Genomic DNA, 22,004 nt, shown 5'->3' with positions numbered 1-22,004 from the left:
CTACCGCGCGGCCGCGCGCGAGTCACGCGGACTGCTGCGCGGCCAGGCGCGCGAAGAGCCCGCCCTGCCCCGTGAGCTCGCGCGCCGTGCCGCTCTCCACGATCCGGCCGCGCTCCACGACGTGGATGACGTCGGCGTCGGCGACCGTGGACAGCCGGTGCGCGATCGCGATGGTCGTGCGGCCGCGGGACGCCGTGTCGAGTGCGGCCTGGACCGCCCGCTCGGAGACGGAGTCGAGGGCGCTCGTTGCCTCGTCGAGCACGAGCACCGCCGGATCCTTGAGGATCACCCGTGCGATCGCGACCCGCTGCTTCTCGCCTCCCGAGAGCCGGTAGCCGCGTTCGCCGACCACCGTGTCGTAGCCCTCGGGGAACGACTCGATCGTGCCGGCGATGTTCGCCTGCCGGGCCGCGGAGGCGATCTCCTCGTCGGTGGCATCGGGTTTGGCGTAGCGGAGGTTGTCGCGGATGGTGGCATGGAAGAGGTACGTCTCCTGGCTCACGATCCCGATCTGCTCGAGCAGGGATTCCTGGGCGATGTCGCGCACGTCATGACCGGCGAACAGCACGGCTCCCCCGGTCACGTCATAGAGGCGCGGGATCAGGTAGGAGACGGTGGTCTTGCCGGCGCCGGACGGCCCGACGAACGCCACGAACTGACCCGGCTCGATGCGGAAGGACACGTCCTTCAGGGTGGGCCGGCCGGCCGCGCCGGGATAGTGGAACTCGACGTCCCGGAACTCGATCTCGCCCAGCCGGTCCGCATCGGTCAGAGTGACCGCGTCCGGCCGGTCCCGGATGGCGGGGACCAGGTCGAAGTACTCGAAGATGCGGGCGAAGAGCGCGCCGGAGGTCTGCAGGTCGAGGGCAACGCGCATGAGGCCCATCAGCGGCCACATGAGGCGCGACTGCACGGTCGTGAAGGCGACGATCGTGCCGGGAGTGATGTCCGCTCCGCCCTGGATCAGGAACGCCGACACGAGGTAGACGAGCGCCGGGACCACGGAGAGGAAGATCTGCACGAAGGCGAAGAAGCCCTGGCCGCTCATCGCCTGCCGCACCTGCAGCCGGATCTGGTTGTCGTTCTCCGCCGCATAGCGTGCGTTCTCGGACTCCGCCCGGCCGAAGCTCTTCGCCAGCAGGATCCCGGACACGCTGAGCGTCTCCTGCGTGATCGCGGTCATCTCCGACAGCGACTCCTGCGTCTGCGTGGCGATCCTGGCGCGGATCCGGCCCACCCTGCGCTGAGCGACGGCGAGCGCGGGAAGCAGCACCACCGCGATGAGGGTCAGCTGCCAGCTCAGCAGGAGCATCGCGGTGAAGGCCGCGATCACGGTCACCACGTTGCCGATGACGCTCGAGACGGTGTTGCTCAGCACGCCGGCGACGCCGCCGACGTCGTTGGCGAGCCGCGACTGGATGACCCCCGTCTTGGTGCGGGTGAAGAAGCCGAGCTCCATGGCCTGCAGGTGCCGGAACAGGCTGACCCGCATGGCGCCCATCACCCGGTTGCCGACGGTGGCGGTGAGGAAGGTTTGCCAGATTCCGAGGCCCGCCGAGAGGACCCAGACGAGGATCATCAGGCCGACGAGCTGGAGCAGCACGGGCAGGTCCGGACCGCCCTTCGGGAAGAGTCCGCGGTCGAACGCCTGCTGGGTGAGCAGCGGCGGCACCACAGTGAGCGCCGCGTCCACCAGCACGAGCACGATCGTGAGGGTCAAGAGCGGTCGGTGCGGCGCGAACAGGGAGCCGATCCGGCCGAGGAGATTCTCGATCCGCGGCGCCTCGGCGTTCGCCGCCCGCTGCGCGTCCGAGTCCCGCGACGACACGCCGCCCCTCACGCGGCCACCGCCGTGTCCCATCGTCACCCGAGGAGCCTACGACTCGGCGGCTGAGCGCCGGGCCGGGCAGGCGCCGAACCAGCTCGTATCGACTTGGCGCTCCCCCTAGCCACTGCTGCCGAGCAGAAGTTACGCTTCCGGCACGATCCAGTTCTGGCATCGTTCCCACAGCCCGCCGAAGCAGGAGTTCCCCGTGTCGACACCGCTGTCACTCGCCCTCGTCGGCTTCTGGCACGTCCATGCCCAGGACTACGCAGCACAGCTGGCAGACCTGCCCGACGCCCGGCTCGTCGCAGCCTGGGATGACGACCCGGACCGAGGGCAGGCCGAGGCCGCAGCGCTCGCCGTGCCCTTCGCGGCGGACCTCGACGAGCTGCTCGCCCGGTCCGACATCGACGGCATCGTGGTCACCACGGCGACGGCCGCGCACACCGACGTGATCGGCCGCGCGATCGCCCGGGGCAAGCATGTCTTCACCGAGAAGCTGCTGGCTCCCACCGTGACCGAGTGCGAGCAGCTCGTCGAGGCGGCGCGGGATGCGGGCGTTCAGCTCATGGTGTCGCTCCCCCGACTCGCCGAGGGCGTGACCGCCGCGGTCTCCCGCCTGATCGCGGACGGCTCGCTCGGCCAGATCACCTACACCCGGGTCCGGCTGGCCCACGACGGCTCCATCGACGGCTGGCTCCCCGACCGGTTCTACGACCCGGAGGACGCGATCGGTGGCGCCCTGACGGACCTCGGCTGCCACGCGGTGTACCTGACCCAGCTCTTCCTCGGTCCCGCCCCCGAGACGGTGTCCGCCGTCTACGGAAGCGTCACCGGGCAGCAGCTCGAGGACAACGCGGTGGTGACACTGCGCTATCCGCGCGGCGCTCTCGCTGTCATCGAGGCCAGCAACGTGACCACCCCGGGGGCTTCGACCCTCGAGATCCGCGGCACCCGCGGCACCCTCGTGTTCGGCTTCGCCGGCCGCGGCCTGCTCGGCAAGGGCGACGCGTTCGACCCCGAGCGATGGATCGAGGTGCCGGTCGAGGCCGACCCTCCGCCCCCCATCGCCGACTGGGTTGCCGGCATCGCCTCCGGAGCGGACACCAGCCAGAACGGCGCCGCCGCGATCGAGCTCACCCGTCTCGTCGCGGCGGCCAACACCGCCGCATCCGAGGCTCGCACCCTCGACTACTCCTCCCTCACCTCGTCACCCATCCGCTAGGAATCGAAAAGGCACATGACCATCAAAGACGGAAGAATCCGCGTCGGACTGATCGGCGCGGGAGGCATCGCCGGCGCCCACGTGAAGGGGTACCTGGCGAACCCGGACACCACGATCCTCACGGCGGTCGCCGATCCCATCCCGGAGAACGCCGAGCGCCGCGCCGCCCTCGCCGGCGCGAGGACCTACTCGAGCTATCTCGACATGCTCGCGGACGAGGAGATCGACGCCGTCGACATCTGCCTTCCGCATCACCTGCACAAGGACGCCATCGTCGCGGCGGCGGCGGCCGGCAAGCACATCCTCTGCGAGAAGCCGCTCTGCCTCAGCGAGGAGGAGGCGGTGGAGGTCGAGCGGGCCATCCGCGCCGCCGGCGTCACGCTCATGTGCGCGCACAACCAGCTCTTCTCGCCGCCCGTGGCGAAGGCGCTGGAGCTGCTCGAGTCCGGCCTGATCGGCACGGTCTACGAGGTGCGGACCACCGACAGCTTCTTCAACGACTTCAACCCCGAGACGATGGGCTGGCGGGCCTCCGCGGCGACCAGCGGCGGCGGGGAGCTGATCGACACCGGCTACCACCCGACCTACCTCATGCTCCAGCTGGCGGGCGGCGCACCCGTCGAGGTCACGGCGATGCTCAGCACCCACCGGCTCAAGTTCATGGAGGGCGAGGACTCCGCCCAGGTGCTCGTGCGCTTCGACAACGGAGTGCTCGGCAGCCTCGTCACGAGCTGGGCGTACGCCTCCTCGACGAACACGGAGCGCTTCTCCGTGGTGGGTGAGCTCGGGTCGATGTTCAGCGACGGCACGAGCCTCTCCTACACGCTCCGCACAGGCGAGAAGGCCTCGATGGAGTTCCCGCCGGTGGAGGAGTTCGCCGCCGAGATCGGTCACTTCGCCCGCTCGATCCTCAACGGGACGCGGCCGATCCACACCGAGAAGGAGGGGATCGAGGTGCTCGGCATCATCCTCGCGGCCTATGAATCGGCGAGGAGCCATTCGTTCGCACCGGTGCGCAGCGTCAGTGCGGCCACGGTGGCCTGAGGCTCCCGTCCTGCCGGATCCCGAAGCGCCGTTCCGAGCCCTGCAGGGTCCGGGCGGCGCTTCCGAGTCGGTGCCGCGAACCCTCTCCCCACGGGGCCAGCGGGCCTATTATTCGCTTGGTGGCTCGCCACCGTCAGAGGTTGCGGCTCACGGAGTCGGGACCTATAGTCGCCGTGTGTGGCAACGATGCCACATCTTGTTGCCGGAGCCGTGGACGTCTCTGGAAGGGATGACGATGATGCCAGCACAGCACTTCCCCCCGCTCAGTCCCCCGGCGGGCGACCGGATGGGACCTCGGCCGTGACCGCGGTGGCGTCCAAGTCAGAGGCAGCGGCCCCGGTGCCGACGACCCCGGCTCCCAGGCAGGTCCACAAGCGGAAGTTCAACCGGCGAGAGGCCGTGGCCGGCTACCTCTTCATCGCCCCCTGGATCGTGGGCTTCCTGGTCTTCACGCTCGGCGCGATGATCTACAGCCTGGTCATCTCCTTCAGCCGGTTCAACCTCGCGCAGAACACGGCGACGCCGGTCGGGTTCGACAACTACAACCAGTTGTTCGAGGACCCCAAGGTGATGATGTCGCTCGGCAACACGCTGTTCTTCGCGATCCTCGCCGTGCCGCTCGAGATCATGTTCGCGCTGTTCCTCGCAATGCTCCTCAACCGGGTGGGCCGGGGAGCCGGCATCTTCCGCACCCTCTACTACCTCCCCAAGATGACCCCGTCGGTCGCCGCGGCGTCGGTCTTCCTGCTGCTGCTCAACGGCAACTACGGGGCCATCAACCGCGGCCTGGCGCTGATCGGGATCCAGGGGCCGCAGTGGCTCACGGACCCGGCCTGGGTGAAGCCGTCGATCGTGATCATGACCCTCTGGGGCGTGAGCGGGACGATGATCATCTTCCTCGCCGCCCTGAAGAACGTGCCGCGTGACCTCTACGAGGTCGCCTCGCTGGACGGCGCAGGCAAGGTGCGCCAGTTCTGGAACATCACGGTGCCGATGATCTCGGGCACGATCTTCTTCAACGTGCTCGTCCTCACGATCGCCGCACTGCAGGTGTTCGACCAGGCGTTCCTGCTCTTCTGGCGCAACCAGACGAACGCGTCGCCCGAAGCCTCGCTGTTCTACGCGGTGTACCTGTTCCAGCAGGCGTTCCGCAGCTTCAACTTCGGCTTCGCGGCGGCGATGGCATGGCTGATCTTCGTGATCATCATGATCATCACCTTCATCCAGGTGAAGTTCGGCAACCGGTTCGTCTACTACGAGGGAGACAAGGACTGATGAGCAACGTCATCGGCACAGCCAACGCCACAGTCGACCCTCGCGTCCAGGCGATCGGAGTCGAGGAGAGCGGCGGCAACCCCGCGAACGACAGCAGGCCTGTCGGCGAGACGCCCGGCCGGGTGAAGGACACCATCGTCAAGGCGATCCTCTGGGTCGTGCTCGTCGCCTTCGCCTTCGGGTTCCTCTACCCGTTCCTGTGGCTCATCTCCGCGAGCTTCAAGCCGCGCGGCGAGGTGTTCGACAACCGGATCATCCCGAACACGTTCAACCCGCAGAACTACGCGGAAGCCTGGGACAAGCTGCCCCTGCTCAGCTGGATGGGCAACAGCATCCTGATCGCGGTCCTCGCGGCGACGCTCGTGACCCTGTCCAGCTCGATCGTCGCGTTCGGCTTCGCGTACTTCAAGTTCCCGTTCCGCAACCAGCTGTTCGGCCTCATCCTCGCCACCATGATGCTGCCGGGCGCGGTCACCCTGATCCCGACCTACCTGATCTGGAACAACCTGCACCTCGTGGGCACCACGGTGCCTCTCTGGGGAGCGAACCTCTTCGGTTCGGCCTTCTACATCTTCCTGCAGCGCCAGTTCTTCCTGGGGCTGCCACGGGAGCTGTTCGAGGCGGCGCGCATGGACGGCGCCAGCTACTGGGGCCTGTTCTGGCGGATCGCGGCACCGCTGTCGATCCCGTCGTTCATCATCGTGTTCATCTTCGAGTTCCAGGCGAGCTGGAACAACCTGCAGGCACCCCTGATCTACCTGAACTTCGGGTCGATCGAGAACTTCACGGTCCCGCTCGGCATCTCCTACGCGATGACCGCCTACAGCCCCGGCAACGGCGGCCAGGGCGACTACCAGTGGGTGATGGTGGCAGCGGTCATCGTGACCCTGCCGATGCTCATCCTGTTCGCCTTCGGTCAGCGGTACTTCATCGAAGGCATCGCCACCCAGGGACGGAAGGGGTAGATCCCGTTCGAGCTCGGGAGAGGAGCCCTCGTCCGGTGGACGGGGGCTCTTCTCTGTTCGGGAGCGGGAGTGGGGAGCGCGGATCCCGAGCGGGCGGCAGGATGGCGAGGTGGCGAACAGCCCAGCGGCGCACGTCGTGGCGGTGAGCCGGGATGAGCGGCATCGATTCAGCAAGCCGGCGGCCCATTCAGATCACCGGCCTGCGCAATCCCTGCCTCCAGATCGACCGCTTCGAGGATGGGCTCCTCCGCGAGCTCGTCGGCCGGGACGAGGACGCGCGGCACCGTGCGCAGGGCGGGCGTCCTCGTCGGCGGCACCGTGGGTCCGGGCGACGCGCTCGAGGTGACCCTTCCGGCGGCCCGCGAGCCTCTGCTGCCCGTCTGACGCGACGAAGGGCGGCCCTCCCGAAGGAGGACCGCCCCGCGTGTGTCGGTCGGACTACTTTCCGGTCGTGGTCTCCCATGCGCGGAGAGCGGCGGCCTGGCCGTCGGCGAGTGCCGCGGCCGGGTCCTTCTCACCGTTCAGGGCCGCGGTCACCGCGGTCTGGAGCTCCGTCTGGATCTCGAGGCCCGCAGCGGAGGCGCCGTAGGACTGGCCCGCACCGACCACCTGGTAGTAGGTGTTGATGACCTGGTCGAAGTCGGCGTTGCCGGTCGGCACCACGTACTTGTCGCGGATCGCCTGGTCAGCCGTGGGCGAACCGGTGAACAGGCCGGTGTTCATGCGGTTCGGGTCCGGGTCGGCCTTGATGGTCGCCGCACGGGCGTCACCAGCAGCCATCCACGCCTCGTCCGAGGTCAGGTTGAGAGCCCAGGCGCACGCGGCGGCCGGGTTCTTGGCTCCGACGGGGATCACGAAGGCGGTGCCGCTCGCGACCGTGAAGTCGTTGCCGTCCTTGTCCTTGAACGGGACCGCGTTGATCGTGATGTCCTTCTGCGTTGCCGCGAGGACGTTCGGGTACCACTGGGCGTAGACCCCGGAGGCGACCTGGTCCTTCACGAACTGGTTCTCCGCACCGAACATGTCGAAGGTGTCGATGAAGCTCTTGTCCTTGGCGAAGCCGCCCTGGGCGTCCATGAGCGTCTTGAGGTAGGTCAGCTCGTCGACGTTGGCCGGGTCGTCCAGCGTGGGCTTGCCGTCGGCGTCCATCAGGGCGCCCCCATTGGCGACGAACCAGAGGCCGGCCTGGCCCGGAAGGTCGGGCATGATGCCGAGGGTCGACGGGTTGCCGCCGCTCTCCTTGTAGAGCTTCTTCACCGCTGCGACGAGACCGTCACGGTTGGACGTGTCGATGTCCGCGGGGGTGAGCCCGGCGGCGTCGAGGAGTCGCGTGTTCACGATGAGTGCCGGCGGCTGGTAGAACTGCGGCACCGCGTACATGTGGCCGTCGTAGGTGACGTCCTTGACGACCGCGTCGTACCAGTGGCTGCTCTCGACCTTGTTCGCCGCGAGGCACTCGTCGAGGGGCTCGATCAGGCCCTGAGCCGCGAACGTGCCGACGTACTGCGAGCTCATCTGGACGACGTCGGGAACGTTGCCGCTCGCGGTCGCCGCAGTGAACTTCTGCGCATCGAAGGCGGTCGCCTCGATGCTGATCTTCACGTCCGACAGCTGCTGCGCTGCGTAGTCGAGGCGGGACTGGCCCACGTCGTCCGCGTTCTCGAAGCCCCACGCGTTGAGCGCGCCAGTGGGCTTTCCGGAGAAGTCCGTCCCGCTGCCGGCGCTGCCGCTTGCGCCGCCGCCGCCTCCCCCGCTGCCACACGCGGTCAAGGCCGCGATCGATGCCACCGCAGTGACGGCCAGGAGGATCCTTTGCCTCTTCTTCATCAGTTTCCCTTCACGAGAGATCCGCAGCGGCATCGTCGCTCACTGTGGAGGGCAGGCTCCCGAGCTGTATCTGGAATCCTTCCCAGGTTGGAGTATGACCGAGAGAGCGAAGGCTCACAAGATGCCGCGTCGAGAAGCAAGCAATTCGTGACAAAGTCGCCACTTCCCGGCTTGTCCGGGTCGCGAGGTGCTCACTACGCTGGTGTGGGAACGATCTCAGAAACGAGAGGGCAAAGGAGCTCCGTGAGCGCCATTCGGAAAGTGTTCCTCGTCGGCCACACCCACCACGACGTGGGCTACACGAACAGTCCGCGGATCATCGATCGGATGCACGAGCGCATCGTCGGCGCGGTCCTCGAGCTCTGCGAATCGCATGCCGAAGAGGGGCCGGACCGGTTCCGCTGGACCTTCGAAGTGGCGCGACCGGTGCTCCGCTTCCTCCAGCAGGCCTCCCCCGCCGATGCCCGGCGGCTCCGCTCCCTGGTGGATCAGGGAGCCATCGCAGTGACCGGGGGCTACCTCAACAACACCCAGCTCGCGTCGCAGCCGGAGCTCGACGGAGCCTACGACCGGCTCGCGGCGCTGGCGGCTGCGGGCATCCCGGTGCGCACCGAGCAGCACGGCGACGTCAACGGGCTCTCCTGGGGCGCCGTCCCCGCCATGCGCCGGGCCGGCATCCAGCGGCTCGTGATGGCCCTGAACCCCGACCACGGCCGGCCGCCGTTCCCGCAGCCCACCGGCTTCTGGTGGGAGGGGCCCGACGGCGGACGGATCTTCGTGTGGCTCTCCACGCACTACGGGTTCGGCGAGGAGTGGGGCATCATCGACGCCGATCTCGAGCTGGCCGGGCAGCGCATCGAGCAGTTCCTCGAGGGCCTCGCGGCGCGCGACGACTATCCGTACGACGCGGCGATCGTGCACGCCGCCAACGACAACCGGTGGCCGACTGCCCTGTTCCTCGACGTGGTCCGGCACTGGAACCAGCGCCACCCCGAGACCCCGATGGTGACTGCGACCATGGATGCCGCCCTGGACGAGCTGATCGCCCAGGCGGCCGAGGCGGACATCCCGGTCGTGCGGGGGGAGTGGTCCGACTGGTGGTCGCACGGGCACGGCTCCACCGCTCGGGAGCTGGCCGTCTACCGGGAGGCCCGGTCCTTCGCCCTCACTGCTCAGGCCTCGCTCGCGCTCACCCGACTGCGGGGCGATGGCCCGACCGAGCTGGCGACCGTGCTCGGCTATCGCCGGGGACCGGTCCGGCTGCGCTCGGGCGAGGAGATCAGCCGCGACCTGGCCGAGGTCGACGACGAGCTGCTCCTCTTCACCGAGCACACCTGGGGCTCATGGGAGACCTACTCCAAGCCGCACTCGTTCTTCAGCCACTCGCACTGGAACGCGAAGGCGGGCTTCGCCTTCGGCGCCTACGACCACGCCCGCGATCTCGCGATCGAAGGGCTCTTCCGACTCGCCGCGAGTGGCGGCGACGGCGAGCGCACCGAGCGGTCCATCGTGGTGGTCAACCCCACGGAGAGTCGGCGGACCGAGCCCGTGACGGTCGAGATCGACGGCGCGAGGGAGGCCACGATCGTCGCCCGCGACGTGCCGGCGTTCGGCATCAAGGTGCTCGACGTCCCCGACCCGCTTCCGCCAGCGAGCTCCGGCCGCACGATCCGCACCGCCCGCTACGAGGCGAGGGTCGACCCGGCGCGCGGCGGAGTGGTCTCGCTCGTGGACCTCGCCACCGGCCGCGAGCTCGTCGACCAGGACGCCGGCCACGGCCTGGGCGCGGTCGTGGTGGAGCAGGTTCCCGCCGGCAGCACCCACCCGATGGTGATCCGCAGCCCGAAGGACTTCCACCCGGACCACCCCGGCCCGGACTTCGAGCGCACGCCCGCACGCGGCGACGCCGAGCCGGAGGTGCGGCGGACCCCGGGCGGCGTGGAGATCCGCTGGACGTCCACCGCCCCCAGGATCCCGTCGATCTCGGCCACCCTGCGGCTCTACGACGACCTGGACCTCGTGGACCTCGACGTCGACCTCGTCAAGCCGGAGGTCTTCGGCCCGGAGAGCGTCTTCGTGGCCTTCCCGTTCGCGGTCGCCGACCCGCACTTCCTCCTCGAGACCGCGGGCGCCGTGTATGAGGCGCACACCGAGCAGCTGCCCGACACGAGCGAGGACTGGTTCTCCATCCAGCACGCGGTCGGCGTCTCCGGTGCCGCAGGCGGGGTGCTCTGGGGCACGCGCGACGTCCCGCTCGTGCAGCTCGGCGGCTTCCACACCGGCGAGTGGGCGCACGCCCTCGTCGCGCCGGTCGGTCACGTGAACAGCTGGCTGATGAACAACCTGCACTTCACCAACTTCCAGGCGCGGCAGGAGGGGACCGGCCGCTACCGCTACCGGTTCACCCCGGTCGCGGAGCTCGAGCGTGAGCAGGTGGAGCGGTTCGGCCGCGACCTGCTGCTTCCGCTGCAGAGCCGCAGCTACGCGGGCCCGGTGTCGCTCGACGGCGGCTCGGGGCTGCGGGTCGAGCCGGCGGACCGGCTCCTGGCAGAGCTGCGCCCCACCGGCGACGGCGGGGTCCGCATCCGACTCCGCAACCCGGGAAGCGAGCCGGTCGCCGCGCACGTGGAGTGGGACGGCGAGGGCGTGTCGTTCGACGCGGGGACGGTGACCGTGCCGCCCCACGGCCTGGCTGAGCTCACCGCGCGCCGCAGCGCCCCCTGACCAACTGCGCGTCCCGGGGCCAGACCCGCTGGTGCACGCGGAGGACGTCGCGGACGTCGAGGGCCGACCGCAGTCGACGCGGGAGCAGCAGCAACGGAGGAGGCGACGCGACCGACGAGGAGGCGCCCGAGGCGGACAGCCGGCTGGAGCGAATCGGCTGTGGCGGAGGCCGATCCGGGGCGCCCGGGTCCGAGCGGCCGTCGGAGGAAGCCGCCTACGGCACGTTCGCCAGCCCGCGAACGCTGTCGTAGCGCCGCCGGGACTCCCCCTGCGCCGTCTCGATCGAGAAGCCCACGTCGCCGGGAGCCACCCGCACGCGGAGCACCGCCGACGCGTCGTCCCCGGTCCAGGCGAGTCGCAGCCCCTCCGCGTCTCGGCCCGACGAGAACTCGCCTGCGAACGCCGGCGAGCTGCGCAGCCGGACGAGGCCGAGGATCGCCTGCGCCACCTCGCCGCTGAGCGCGCCTGCGAGCTCCGCGGCGTCGTAGTAGTGGCGGTTCACGTCGCGGCCCACCGCCGTGCGGGCGAAGAGCGCGACGTCGTCCAGGCCACCGAGGAGGCCGACGTAGTAGATCTGCGGGGTGCCGGGCAGGAAGAGCTGCACGGCGCGGCAGAGGAGGTAGCGGGTCGGGTCCGCGCCGAGCACGCTGAAGAACGCGGCGTTGATCTGGTGCGGCAGGGCCGTCCACGCGGGCAGCACCGACGCGATCGCCGAGTGGCCGTTCGTGGCGGTCTCCGCCGCGGCGAAGATCGCCCGCATCTCCTCGAAGTCGAGGAGTCCCGCTCGCTCGCCCGACGGACCCGCGTCGATGATGCCGATGCCGTCGTGGGTATCGAGCACCGTCACCGCGTTGCGGGGGCGGATCTGCAGCCAGGACTCGAGGCGGTCGGTGGTGCCGGTGAGCAGGGAGTGCAGCAGCAGGGGCGCCAGGGCGAAGTCGTAGACCAGGTCGACGAGTGGGGCGATCGCAAGCTGCTGGCTGTAGTGGGCGTGCACCTCCACCAGCACCCGCAGTCCCCTGGAGTGCGCCAGGTCGGTGATGTCGCGCACGAACGCGAGCGTCTCCTCGGTCATGAAGCTGTCGCTGCCGGGCGTCTTGATCGCGTAGCCGACCGCGTCCAGGCGCACCGTGGTCACCCCACCGTCGCGCAGGATCTCGAGGAGCCGGGACAGATGGGCCACCGCGGCAGGGTGCCGCACGTCGAGGTCCACCTGGCTGGGCAGGAAGGTGGTCCAGACGAGCCGCCGACGGCCGTCGCCGGCCCGGTACGCGGTGAACGGCAGTCCGGGGCGGGGGCGGTAGAACGCGGTGATGTCCGCCTCGCTCGCGCCGTCCGGGAACACCGTGTCGAAGGTGAGGAACATGCCGTCGTGGGGCGACAGCTCCTGGTGCGCCAGCCAGTCGGCGAACTCGGCGGAGTCCGCGGAGACGTGGTTGACGATGAGGTCCGCGGTCACCTCGCGGGTGCGTGCGATGCGCCGCACGTCGTCCCAGGTGCCCAGCCGCGGGTCGACGGAGCCATGGTCCACCGGGTCGAATCCGGCGTCGTCGCCGTCGAACGGCACGAAGAAGGGCAGCAGGTGCACCCCGTCGAATGCGGCGAGCGGCCCGTCGAGGAGCTCCCCCACGCCGGCGATGCTGCCGCCCAGACGGTCCGCGTAGGCGAGCAGCTGCACGCCGCCGCTCATCGCGTGCCCGCCGCGAGCGCGTCGACGAGCGAGGCCACGCCACCCTCCGGCGAGGTCAGCACGGGCGTCGCCAGCTCCATGCCGCGGACTGCCCCGGCCATCGAGGCCTGCGCAAGCACGACCACGTCGGCACGTGCGGCCGCCGCCTGGATCGCCTCCGCCACCAGCCGGTCGTGCGTGGTCTGGTCGCCCGCCTTCCGGGCCGCGGCAGCTCCTTCGACCACGCTCGCCTCCACCTGCACCTCGCGCGGTGCGGCGGCGAGGCGCGACTCGAGCAGCCGTCCGGTCGGCCCGAGCGTCGCCGCGAGGGTCGCGAGGACGGCCACCCGGGCCACCCGCCCCTCCGGCGCCCGCTCCGCCGCGATCGCGATGGCCTCGTCCGCCATCGGCGCGTCCACCCGGAGCACGGGCACCGCGATGTGGGCGGACGCCGCGTCGACGGCCTCGCCGATGGAGGAGCAGGTCACGAGGATGGCGTCGGCGCCGTCATCGGCGAGATGCCGGAGATGCCGGAGCACCTCGGCGCGAACGGCGTCGTCCACCCCGTGATCCATCGCCGCCCTCAGCAGTCCGGCGTCCACGACGTGCACAACGTCGGCATCCACTCCCGACCCTCCCAGCAGCTCGTCGAAGGTCCCGGCGAGCGCGGGGACGGTGTGCAGCAGACCCAGCCGCCCGGTCATCGTGCGTCGCTCCACGGGCGCGCCTGGGCGTCCACGACCTCGATCAGCTTCTCCAGCCGGGGACGGGACAGCTCCCGGAGCCGGGCAGGCACGTCCTCCGCACCGACCACGTCGCTCCAGAGCGCGCGTCCGGCCAGGAAGCCGCTCGCGCCGGCGCGGCAGGCCGCGTCCACGGCGGGCAGGAACCGGTCCCGGTCGACGCCCTGCGACAGGACGACCCAGGGACCCTGCACGGCTGCGCCGAGCTTCTCGCTGGCCGCATGCTGCTCTTCGGGAGTGCCGCTGCCCGCCATCGGCACCTGCGCCTTGTAGAGACTGGCGCGGAGGGGGGACAGCTCGCGCGCCGCCTCCACGATCGCCTCGTCCATGTCCCAGGTGCCGGCATCGAGCTCCTCGGGAGTCGCGCGCACGACGGGCTCGAGCACGGACAGCAGTCCGAGCTCTGCGGAGCGCCTGATGAAGCGCTGGGCGAGCCCCACCCGATGCTCGCGGCGAGCGTCACGGCGCCAGATGATGAGGAGCTTCAGCGCGCTCACACCGGCGAGGTCGGTGTCGCCGCCCGTCACCACCTCATCGAGCTCGGTCTCCTCCACCGGTCCGCGGTCCTCCTGCTGCAAGGCATCGGCGGCGAGGATCAGTCCGGCGCTCTCGGGAAGGGTCCCGGACGAGCGCACCCGGTCGAAGCCGTAGTGCCGGTCGATGAGGAACCCGGAGGCGAGGTCGCCGAGCGTCTCCGCCACATCGAGCTTGAACCGGACGAGCACCTCGTTCTCCGGGCGCCCCGAGCCTGCTGCGTCGAACATGGCTCGCAGGCTCTCCCGCTGGTCCATCGCGACCATGGCGAAGCCGCCGCCGGGCCGGGCGATCGCGTCGAGCGTGGGGGTGGTGTCGGTCATCTCTCTCCTTCGCGAGCGGGCGTGGCACCGCGTGCCGCCGCCACGAACCGCTCGAACATCTGCTGGTAGGGGTCTTGGGGGTCTCGGACCAGCGGCGTCGCTGCGAGCACGGGAGGGTCGGCGGGCAGGAGCCCGGCGCGGGTCGCGGCCAGGAGCGCCGCACCGGAGGCAACCGGCTCAGAGACGGTCACGAGCACCGAGTCGAGAGAGAACACCCGGGCCTTCACATCCATCCAGGGGCGGTTCCCGCCGCCCGGCCCGCCGAGGATCCGGAGAGGCGCCGTGGCCGGACCCGCCACCCGGATCTGCTCCTCGAGCATCCAGCGGGCGTGGAACGCGACCCCCTCGAGCATGGCGCGCGCGAGGACCGCGACGTCCCGGCCGCGCGGCTGGATCTCGGTGCCGGTGTCGTCGAGCACTCGCACGTCGGACCGGCGGTCCGGACTGGGAGTCTGCCGCCCGTTCAGGTAGGGGAGCACCAGGAGTCCCGTGGGCTCCTGCGGCAGCCGCGCCAGATCGTCCAGCACCTCGCCCGCCTCCCGGGCGCCGATGCGATGGGCGAACCACCACCGCACGAAGGACCCCGCATTGGCGGAGCCGGCGAGCAGGGCGGGCTCGCCGGTGACCGTCCGCGTGATGCTCATCCCGCTGCCGCGGACCGATTCCGGATCGGGGTCGCTCGCCAGAACCCGGACCAGCGCCTCAGCGGTGCCGAGGGAGTCGGCGACCTCACCGGGCCGGCGCACGCCGGCGGCCCAGGCGCCGACCGCGTGGTCGTGGCCGGCGATGTAGACGGGGGTGCCCGGGGCGAGGCCGGTGGTGCGGGACGCCGTCTCGGTCACCCCGCCGACCGGTTCGCCCGGACGGCGCACCGCCGGAAGCTGGGTGGGCGTCAGCCCGACGGCGGCGAGCAGGTCCCCGTCGAAGGACCGGGGCAGGTCGGCCATGCGGTACGCCATGGTCCGCGCCGCGAGGGTGTGGTCGGTCGCGAGGACATCGGTGAGCGCGAGCCCCACCAGGTCGGCGACGCCAGCCCACCTGTGGACCTTCGACCAGAGCTGAGGGTCCGTTCGTCGCAGGCGCGCCCACATCGCGAGCGGCGCCTTCGGCAGGGCGGGGACACCTGTCGCGGCGAAGACGTCAGCCTCGCCCAGAGTGGCAAGGAGGGCAGTGAGATCGCTGACGTCGTCGTTGCCGTCCCACCGCAGCACGGGCCGGAGCGGCCGGTCGTCCTCGCCGAGGGGCACGCCCGATTCCGCCATCGAGGCGATGCCGACGGCGGCCGGAGCCTCGGGAGCCGAGACGAGCACGCTGCGAACCAGGTCGACCGTCGCCCGGATCAGCTCGTCTGCGCCGGGCGGAGTGGGGGTGCTGCAGACCGCGATCTCGATCACCGCAGCGCCGATGCAGACCAGCGATGCCTTGATGTTGGTGCTGCCGATGTCGATGCCGAGGGCGACGACTCCCGGGCGCGGGGAATCGCCGGCGGCTTCGCTGGTCACCCGCTAATTCTGTTCGCTTTCTGACAAGAGCGTCAAGTTCTGTTCCTCCATTGACAAGATTTCCCGTAGCCCGGTTGGATGAACTACGTGCGCTACACGGAGGCGCCCGCACGCCGGGCCGAGCTGCTCCGCCGGCTGAGTGCCGACGGCTACGTCTCCTCCGCCTCCGTCGCCGAGGAGTTCGGCGTCTCCGAGATGACGATCCGGCGCGACCTCCGCCAGCTCCACCACGAGGGTCACGCCCGGCGGGTCGCGGGCGGAGCGAGTCTTCCCGTCGGCGGCGCCCGCGGCCTGCCGTTCGAGGAGCGGGACCACCGCGCATCCCGGCAGAAGGCCGCCATCGCCGCAGCCTGCGCGCGGGAACTCGAGGGGTCCGCCACGGTAGCGCTCGACGCGGGCACGACTGTCGCCGGGGTCGCCAGCCTGCTCTCCCCCGGCATCACCGTGGTCACCCACTCCGTGCCGGTGATCGCCACCTGCACGGAGCGCGACGACCTGTCGCTCATCGGCCTGGGCGGCACCTACCTCCGTGACACGCGCTCCTTCACCGGGCAGAGCGTCCGGGACGGGCTCAGCCGCATCTCGCCCGACGTCGCCGTCCTGTCCGCCACCGCCGTCGATGCGACCGGCGTGCTCTGCGCGAACGATCTCGACGCGGAGATCAAGCAGGCGATGGCGGCGGGCGCGCGCCGGACGATCCTGCTGGTGGACTCCGCCAAGATCGGCGCGCGCGCCCCGATGCGCTTCGCCTCCCTCGGCTCGATCGATCTCGTGATCACCGGCGACGACCTGGACTCGGAGCAGCGGGAGATCCTCGCCGACGCCCCCGATGTCCTCTGCGTCGGCGGCCCGGCCGAGGCCGCGCGATGACCGCGCCCTGGCTCGGCGTGATCGCCGACGACGTGACCGGCGCGTGCGATGTCGCCGGCGGCATCGCCGAGACCGGCGTGCGCACGAGCATCGTGCTGGGCGTCCCGGAGGGGGCGGACGATCCGGCGGGGGGGCCCGACGAGTGCATCGTGGTGGGCCTCAAGATCCGGACGGTGCCCGCCGCGGAGGCGGTGGGCGCGGCTCGAGCTGCGGCCGCATGGCTCCGGGGGCGGGGCACCGGGCAGATCTACCAGAAGTACTGCTCGACGTTCGACTCCACCGACTCGGGCAACATCGGACCCATCGCCGATGCGCTGGCGGAATCCATCGGCGGCATGACCCTCGGCACGCCGGCGACGCCCGCGGTCCGGCGCACGCAGTACTTCGGCCACCTGTTCGTCGGCGACCGGCTGCTGTCCGAGTCGCCGATGCGGGACCACCCGCTGACGCCGATGCGGGACAGCGATCTGGTGGCCGTCCTCGGCCGGCAGACCGCGGGCGCGGTGGCCCTCCTTCCTCTGACCGTCGTGCGCTCGGCACCGGGCTCCATCGCGGACGGCATCCGGGCGCGCCTGGCCGCGGGCGCCCGCCATCTCCTCGTCGACGCGATCGAGGACAGCGACCTCGACCGAGTCGCCGAGGCGCTCGAACAGGTCCGCACGCCCCTCGTCCTCGGCGGGGGCGCGGGGCTCGCGGTCGCGCTGGCGCGCCGGGCGGCACGCGGCCCTGCTGCGGGTGCGGCGGGGGAGGTGCCGCACGGCGGCCGGCTCATCCTCAGCGGCAGCGGTTCTGCGCGCACCCGCGAGCAGGTCGCCGCGTTCCCGGGCCGGGTCATGACCCTCGACCCGCTCCGGATCGCCGAGGAGGGGGTGTCCTCCCTCCTGCAGGCGCTGCGCGAGGCCCTCGCCGCGGCCCCGGGCGAGTCGCCTCTGGTCTCCGCCACCGCCGAGCCGGACCGTGTGCGCGAGGTGCAGGCGACCCTCGGCGTCCAGCGGGCGGCCGAGCTGGTCGAATCCGCGCTCGGCGAAATCGCCGTCGCCGCCGTGCGGGAGCTCGGCGTCCGGCGGATCGTCGTTGCCGGCGGGGAGACCTCCGGCGCCACGGTGGCCGCTCTCGGCATGCGCCGTCTGTCCGTCGGGGCGATCGCCGCCCCCGGCGTGCCCTGGACCACCGGCAGCGCATCCGCCGTCCCGGGCGCGCCGACCGTCGCCCTGCTGCTGAAGTCCGGCAACTTCGGCTCTCCCGACCTGTTCACGACCGCCTGGGAGACCGCACCATGACCGCTCTCGATGCCGCACGCTCCGACCTGGTGCGCGCGGCGCGGCACCTCGCACGCCGCGGCCTGTCGCCCGGCAGCTCCGGCAACCTCAGCGTGCGCCTCGGCGACCAGCTGCTCATCACACCGACCGGGTCCAGCCTCAGCCGGGTCACCGAGGAGGAGATCGCCTTCGTCGCGCTGGACGCTGACCCGGGCGACGCCACCCCGGCCGGACCGCGGCCATCGAAGGAGCTGCCCCTGCATCTGGCGGTCTACCGGCGCCGCCCCTCGGCGACCGCGGTCGTGCATCTGCACTCGCCGTACGCGACCGCGATCGCCTGCCTTCCGCCCGCCCCTGACGGCACCGCCCCGCTTCCCCCGCTCACCCCCTATCGGCTGATGCGCCTCGGCGCCGTTCCCGTGGCCGGCTACGCCGCCCCCGGCACTGCCGAACTCGCCGCCGGCGTCGACGCCCTGATCGCGGGCAATCCCGTCGTGCTCCTGGCGCAGCACGGCTCGGTCGTCGCGGCGGAGGGCATCGACGTCGCGATCGACATGGCCGAGGAGCTGGAGACCGCCGCCCAGCTGACCCTCCTCCTCCGCGACTCCCCCGCCCGGCACCTCACGCCGGAGCAGGTCGCGGCACTGCCGCGCCCGTCCTGAACCGCGCTCGCACTCCCTTCCGATTCCAAGGACTCCGTGTCACCGAACGACGACCTTCCCCAGCCGCCCACCACACGCCCCCCGCTCGGCTCCGCGACCCGCTTCCTGCTCTGGCAGGCGGGCCGCCAGCGCAGCACCCTGCTCGCCGGCATCTTCTTCGGGGTCGTCTGGATGGTGGCGCAGGCGATCTGGCCCCTGCTCCTCGGACGGGCGATCGACGCAGGAACGACCGGTGCCGACGGCGGCCTGCTGCCCTGGCTGATCGCCCTCGTCGTCGTCGTGCTCGTGCAGGCCGGCGCCGGCGTGATGCGGCACCGCACCGCCGTGGTGAACCGGCTGCGCGCCTCCCTCGGCATCGCCCGGCTCATCGGCCATCACGCCGCCGACACCGGCCGGGCGATCACCGCGGACAAGACGACAGGCGAGATCGTCGCGACCGTCTCCGCCGACTCGAACCGGCTGGGGGCGATGTTCGACATCCTCGCCCGCCTGATCGGCTCGATCGTCGCGTGGCTCGCCATCACCGCGATCCTCTTCGCCTCCTCGGTCGAGCTCGGCCTCGTCGTGCTGATCGGCGTCCCCCTCTCGGCCGCACTCCTCGCCGTGCTCGTGCGGCCGCTCGCGCGGCGCCAGCTCGAGCAGCGCGCGGAGTTCGGCGCGCTCGCGACCCTGGGAGCGGACGCGGTGGCGGGGCTCCGGGTGCTGCGGGGCGTCGGCGGCGAGGAGGAGTTCGTGGGCCGGTACGCCGCCCGCAGCCAGCGGGTGAGGGGCGCCGGGGTCCGCGTCGCCGCCGTCGCGTCGCTCCTCGACGGGGCGCAGGTGCTGATCCCCGGCCTCTTCCTCACCGGCGTCGTGCTCTATGGTGCACGGCTCGTGCTGGTCGGCGCGGCCACCCCGGGCGAGCTGGTCACCCTCTACGGCTACGCCGCCTTCCTCGTGCTCCCCATCCGCACCGCCGTCGAGGCGCTCGGGGTCTTCTCGCGCGGCATCGTCGGCACCCGCCGAGTGATCGACGTGCTCTCGGTCGAGTCGGCCGTTCGCGACGGGCCGCATCCCGACCCCGCGCCTCCGCTCGGGTCCGAGCTGCACGATGTCGCCTCCGGGGTCACGATCTCCCCCGGGCTGCTCACCGCGATCGTCGACGAGGATCCGGACGCCGCAGCAGAGGTGGCGACCCGGCTCGGCCGGTTCGACGACCTCGCCGCCGGGGACGCGCCGGTGCTGTGGGGCGGGATCGACCAGACGAGCGTGCCCGTCACGGCGGTGCGCAAGCGGATCGTCGTCAACGATGCGATGCCGCACATGTTCAAGGGCTCCCTCATCGAGGGGCTCGACATCCAGCCGGTCCGGGAGCCGGAGCGCGTGACGACGGACACCGGCCAGCTGCGCCGGGTGGAGGAGGCGATCGACGCGGCCGCGGCCACCGAGACGGTGTCGAACCTGCCGAAAGGCCTCTATGAGCCGGTGCCCGAACGCGGTCGCTCCTTCTCCGGCGGCGAGCGCCAGCGGCTGAGCCTCGCGCGCGCGCTGCTCACCGATGCCGAGGTCCTCGTGCTCATCGAGCCGACCAGTGCCGTGGACTCGCGCACCGAGCAGCGGATCGCCGAGCGCCTGTCGGAGGCCCGCGCAGGGCGCACGACCGTGGTCGTCTCCGCCAGTCCGCTGCTGCTCGCCAAGGCACAGAAGGTGGCCGTGCTCTCTCAGGGGCATCTGGTCGGCGAGGGCAGGCACGAGGACCTGCTCCGCCGCACCGACGGGGCCGGCCGGCTGTACCGATCGATCGTCACGCGCGGGACCGCGCCCGACCCGGAGGACCCCCGTGCTCCTGCCGATCGCTGACACCGCCGAGGTCCGGCGCACCGCCCTGCGGCTGATGCGCTCACACCGGTTCGACCTCGTCGTCGTGATCGGCCTGCACACGCTCGCGGCGCTCGCCGGTCTGGTCGGTCCTGTCCTGATCGGCGGGCTCATCGACGGGGTGTCTCGCGGCACCGCCACGGAGGCCACCATCGCGCAGGCGGCGCTGCTGCTGCTCGGCTCCGTGCTCGTGCAGACGGTCGTGACCCGCTACGCCCAGCTTCGCTCGATGGTGCTCGGCGAGACCGTGTTCGCCACCCTCCGCGAGGAGCTGCTCGCCGCGGTCGGGCGCCTGCCTCTCACCACGGTGGAGCGGGCCGGCACCGGCGATCTGCTCTCCCGGGCCACCAACGATGTGGAGAGCATCGCCCAGACGGTCCGCTTCGGCGTCCCGCGCGTGCTCGTGGCCCTGGTGACCGCTGTCCTCACCGTCGTGGCCGCGCTCCTGACCAACGCCCTCGTCGCACTCGCGATGTTCCTCGGGGTTCCGCTGCTCGTGGCGGGCACCCGCTGGTACCTGCGGCGCGCGAGCGTCGGCTATCAGCGCCAGCTCGCGTCCTTCGCGATCCTCAGCGGCACGGTGACCGAGACGGTCGACGCCGCGCGCACGGTCGAGGCGCTCGGCCTCGCCCCGGTGCGCCGCCTGGAGGTCGATGCGGCCATCCGCGAGCGCCGCGACTCGGAGCTCTCCACGCTCGGGCTCCGCACCGTCTTCTTCCCCATCACCGATCTCGGCTTCCTCCTGCCGGTGGTGGCAGTCGTCGCCTGGGGCGTCTACCTCCTGTCCCTCGGCTCCGCGACCGTCGGCGAGGTCACCTCCGTCGCCCTCCTCGCCACCCAGCTGGTCCGGCCCATCGACGAGCTCATCACCTGGCTGGACGAGATCCAGGTGGGCACGACTGCGCTGTCCCGCATCATCGGCGTGAGCCAGGTGCCGCCGGACCGGCACCCCACGGGCGAGACTCCCGCGGACGAGCAGGTCGAGGCGAACGCCGTCCGGTACTCCTACCGCAGCGAGATCGAGGTGCTGCACGGCATCGACCTGAACCTCGAGGTCGGCGAGCGACTGGCGATCGTGGGCCCGACCGGGTCGGGCAAGTCCACGCTCGCGCGCCTGCTCACCGGCATCGACGCGCCGACCAGCGGTTCGGTGACCGTCGGCGGCGTGCGGCTCGTCGACCTGCCCGTCGAAGAGCTGCGGCGCCACGTGGCTCTGGTGACCCAGGAGCACCACGTGTTCGTCGGCACGGTCGCGGAGAACCTCCGGCTGGCGCGGCCGAGTGCCACCGACGACGATCTGGTCGAGACGCTGCGGGTCGTCGACGCGTGGGGCTGGGTGCGCGGGCTGCCGTCCGGGCTTCACGAGGTCGTCGGCTCGGGCGGCATGCCGCTCACTCCGTCGCAGTCGCAGCAGCTTGCCCTCGCGCGGCTCCTGCTCCTCGATCCGTCCATGCTCGTGCTCGACGAGGCGACGTCGCTCATCGATCCGGGCTCCGCCCGCGACCTGGAGCGCACGATGTCCGCGGTTCTGCGGGGCAGGACGGTGGTGGCCATCGCCCACCGCCTGCACACCTCACGGGACGCCGACCGAGTCGCGGTCATGCAGCGCGGCCGGCTGGTGGAGATCGGCTCGCACGACGAGCTGATGACGCTGAACGGCGAGTACGCCGAGCTGTGGCGGACGTGGAACTCGGAGTGAC

General features: G+C 71.3%; 17 protein-coding genes. 11 read left to right on the top strand and 6 right to left on the bottom strand.

Annotation, left to right across the window (positions count from 1 at the left end; all coding sequences use genetic code 11):
* Positions 1 to 22: 22 nt before the first annotated feature.
* A complete protein-coding gene (locus JWR33_RS07365) occupies positions 23 to 1,861 on the bottom strand; it encodes an ABC transporter ATP-binding protein (RefSeq protein ID WP_297410701.1) in 1,839 nt (612 codons plus the stop codon).
* 172 nt (positions 1,862 to 2,033) lie between these two features.
* Here JWR33_RS07365 and JWR33_RS07360 point away from each other — a divergent pair, with 172 nt between their 5' ends.
* The 5 genes from JWR33_RS07360 (at position 2,034) to JWR33_RS07340 (ending at position 6,718) form a co-directional block, all read left to right on the top strand.
* Complete coding sequence (locus tag JWR33_RS07360; protein WP_297410618.1) at positions 2,034 to 3,050, top strand: Gfo/Idh/MocA family oxidoreductase; 1,017 nt, start codon at positions 2,034 to 2,036, stop codon at positions 3,048 to 3,050.
* A gap of 15 nt (positions 3,051 to 3,065) precedes the next feature.
* Positions 3,066 to 4,094, top strand: coding sequence for a Gfo/Idh/MocA family oxidoreductase (locus JWR33_RS07355; RefSeq protein ID WP_297410616.1), 1,029 nt, complete (start codon positions 3,066 to 3,068; stop codon positions 4,092 to 4,094).
* Positions 4,095 to 4,433: 339 nt separating this feature from the next.
* Positions 4,434 to 5,369 (top strand): sugar ABC transporter permease, encoded by a 936-nt coding sequence (locus JWR33_RS07350; protein ID WP_297410699.1) that lies wholly within the window; start codon positions 4,434 to 4,436, stop codon positions 5,367 to 5,369.
* Positions 5,369 to 6,334 (top strand): carbohydrate ABC transporter permease, encoded by a 966-nt coding sequence (locus JWR33_RS07345; RefSeq protein ID WP_297410615.1) that lies wholly within the window; start codon positions 5,369 to 5,371, stop codon positions 6,332 to 6,334. The genes JWR33_RS07350 and JWR33_RS07345 overlap by 1 nt, the downstream gene beginning before the upstream one ends.
* A gap of 237 nt (positions 6,335 to 6,571) precedes the next feature.
* Positions 6,572 to 6,718: a hypothetical protein gene (locus JWR33_RS07340; RefSeq protein WP_297410613.1), complete on the top strand. Its 147-nt coding sequence runs from the start codon at positions 6,572 to 6,574 to the stop codon at positions 6,716 to 6,718.
* A 54-nt stretch (positions 6,719 to 6,772) separates the two neighbouring features.
* Here the strand turns inward: JWR33_RS07340 and JWR33_RS07335 are convergent, their stop codons facing one another.
* Positions 6,773 to 8,161: an extracellular solute-binding protein gene (locus tag JWR33_RS07335; protein ID WP_297410611.1), complete on the bottom strand. Its 1,389-nt coding sequence runs from the start codon at positions 8,159 to 8,161 to the stop codon at positions 6,773 to 6,775.
* Positions 8,162 to 8,404: 243 nt separating this feature from the next.
* Between JWR33_RS07335 and JWR33_RS07330 the strand changes: the two genes are divergently transcribed.
* Positions 8,405 to 10,885: a hypothetical protein gene (locus tag JWR33_RS07330; protein WP_297410609.1), complete on the top strand. Its 2,481-nt coding sequence runs from the start codon at positions 8,405 to 8,407 to the stop codon at positions 10,883 to 10,885.
* A gap of 214 nt (positions 10,886 to 11,099) precedes the next feature.
* Here the strand turns inward: JWR33_RS07330 and JWR33_RS07325 are convergent, their stop codons facing one another.
* From JWR33_RS07325 to JWR33_RS07310, 4 genes are read right to left on the bottom strand one after another with little or no spacing between them, the layout of a single operon-like run.
* Entirely contained in the window at positions 11,100 to 12,575 is a 1,476-nt protein-coding gene (locus JWR33_RS07325) for an alpha-amylase family glycosyl hydrolase (RefSeq protein ID WP_297410607.1), read from the bottom strand.
* Positions 12,572 to 13,273, bottom strand: a complete 702-nt coding sequence (locus JWR33_RS07320) for an aspartate/glutamate racemase family protein (protein WP_297410605.1) — start codon at positions 13,271 to 13,273, stop codon at positions 12,572 to 12,574. Before JWR33_RS07320 ends, JWR33_RS07325 begins: the two co-directional genes overlap by 4 nt.
* Entirely contained in the window at positions 13,255 to 14,154 is a 900-nt protein-coding gene (locus tag JWR33_RS07315; RefSeq protein WP_297410604.1) for a hypothetical protein, read from the bottom strand. Before JWR33_RS07315 ends, JWR33_RS07320 begins: the two co-directional genes overlap by 19 nt.
* A complete protein-coding gene (locus JWR33_RS07310; protein ID WP_297410602.1) occupies positions 14,151 to 15,656 on the bottom strand; it encodes an FGGY family carbohydrate kinase in 1,506 nt (501 codons plus the stop codon). The genes JWR33_RS07315 and JWR33_RS07310 overlap by 4 nt, the downstream gene beginning before the upstream one ends.
* A 78-nt stretch (positions 15,657 to 15,734) precedes the next feature.
* Between JWR33_RS07310 and JWR33_RS07305 the strand changes: the two genes are divergently transcribed.
* Genes JWR33_RS07305 through JWR33_RS07285 form a run of 5 tightly spaced genes read left to right on the top strand, consistent with a single transcriptional unit; the run spans position 15,735 to position 22,003 of the window.
* Positions 15,735 to 16,526 (top strand): DeoR/GlpR family DNA-binding transcription regulator, encoded by a 792-nt coding sequence (locus JWR33_RS07305; RefSeq protein ID WP_297410600.1) that lies wholly within the window; start codon positions 15,735 to 15,737, stop codon positions 16,524 to 16,526.
* On the top strand, positions 16,523 to 17,806 hold the full coding sequence (gene otnK, locus JWR33_RS07300) for a 3-oxo-tetronate kinase (protein ID WP_297410599.1): 1,284 nt from the start codon (positions 16,523 to 16,525) through the stop codon (positions 17,804 to 17,806). Before JWR33_RS07305 ends, otnK begins: the two co-directional genes overlap by 4 nt.
* The gene (locus JWR33_RS07295; RefSeq protein WP_297410597.1) at positions 17,803 to 18,447 is read left to right on the top strand and encodes a class II aldolase/adducin family protein; all 645 of its coding nucleotides are present in this window, start codon (positions 17,803 to 17,805) and stop codon (positions 18,445 to 18,447) included. Before otnK ends, JWR33_RS07295 begins: the two co-directional genes overlap by 4 nt.
* Before the next feature lie 36 nt (positions 18,448 to 18,483).
* The gene (locus JWR33_RS07290; RefSeq protein WP_297410595.1) at positions 18,484 to 20,286 is read left to right on the top strand and encodes an ABC transporter ATP-binding protein; all 1,803 of its coding nucleotides are present in this window, start codon (positions 18,484 to 18,486) and stop codon (positions 20,284 to 20,286) included.
* Positions 20,267 to 22,003, top strand: coding sequence for an ABC transporter ATP-binding protein (locus JWR33_RS07285; RefSeq protein WP_297410592.1), 1,737 nt, complete (start codon positions 20,267 to 20,269; stop codon positions 22,001 to 22,003). The genes JWR33_RS07290 and JWR33_RS07285 overlap by 20 nt, the downstream gene beginning before the upstream one ends.
* Position 22,004 lies beyond the last annotated feature (1 nt).

It is taken from the genome of Naasia sp. (assembly GCF_025465545.1).
GTDB lineage: Bacteria > Actinomycetota > Actinomycetes > Actinomycetales > Microbacteriaceae > Naasia.
Note: the sequence above shows the minus strand (reverse complement) of the source record. Positions and strands in the feature narration are given on the sequence as shown.

Excerpts from the sequence above, each read along its gene's own strand:
- JWR33_RS07325 (WP_297410607.1), bottom strand. The coding sequence starts at position 12,575 with ATGAGCGGCGGCGTGCAGCTGCTCGCCTACGCGGACCGTCTGGGCGGC.
- JWR33_RS07355 (WP_297410616.1), top strand. The coding sequence starts at position 3,066 with ATGACCATCAAAGACGGAAGAATCCGCGTCGGACTGATCGGCGCGGGA.
- JWR33_RS07345 (WP_297410615.1), top strand. The coding sequence starts at position 5,369 with ATGAGCAACGTCATCGGCACAGCCAACGCCACAGTCGACCCTCGCGTC.
- JWR33_RS07365 (WP_297410701.1), bottom strand. The coding sequence starts at position 1,861 with ATGGGACACGGCGGTGGCCGCGTGAGGGGCGGCGTGTCGTCGCGGGAC.
- otnK (WP_297410599.1), top strand. The coding sequence starts at position 16,523 with ATGACCGCGCCCTGGCTCGGCGTGATCGCCGACGACGTGACCGGCGCG.
- JWR33_RS07335 (WP_297410611.1), bottom strand. The coding sequence starts at position 8,161 with ATGAAGAAGAGGCAAAGGATCCTCCTGGCCGTCACTGCGGTGGCATCG.
- JWR33_RS07340 (WP_297410613.1), top strand. The coding sequence starts at position 6,572 with ATGGGCTCCTCCGCGAGCTCGTCGGCCGGGACGAGGACGCGCGGCACC.
- JWR33_RS07305 (WP_297410600.1), top strand. The coding sequence starts at position 15,735 with ATGAACTACGTGCGCTACACGGAGGCGCCCGCACGCCGGGCCGAGCTG.
- JWR33_RS07295 (WP_297410597.1), top strand. The coding sequence starts at position 17,803 with ATGACCGCTCTCGATGCCGCACGCTCCGACCTGGTGCGCGCGGCGCGG.
- JWR33_RS07315 (WP_297410604.1), bottom strand. The coding sequence starts at position 14,154 with ATGACCGACACCACCCCCACGCTCGACGCGATCGCCCGGCCCGGCGGC.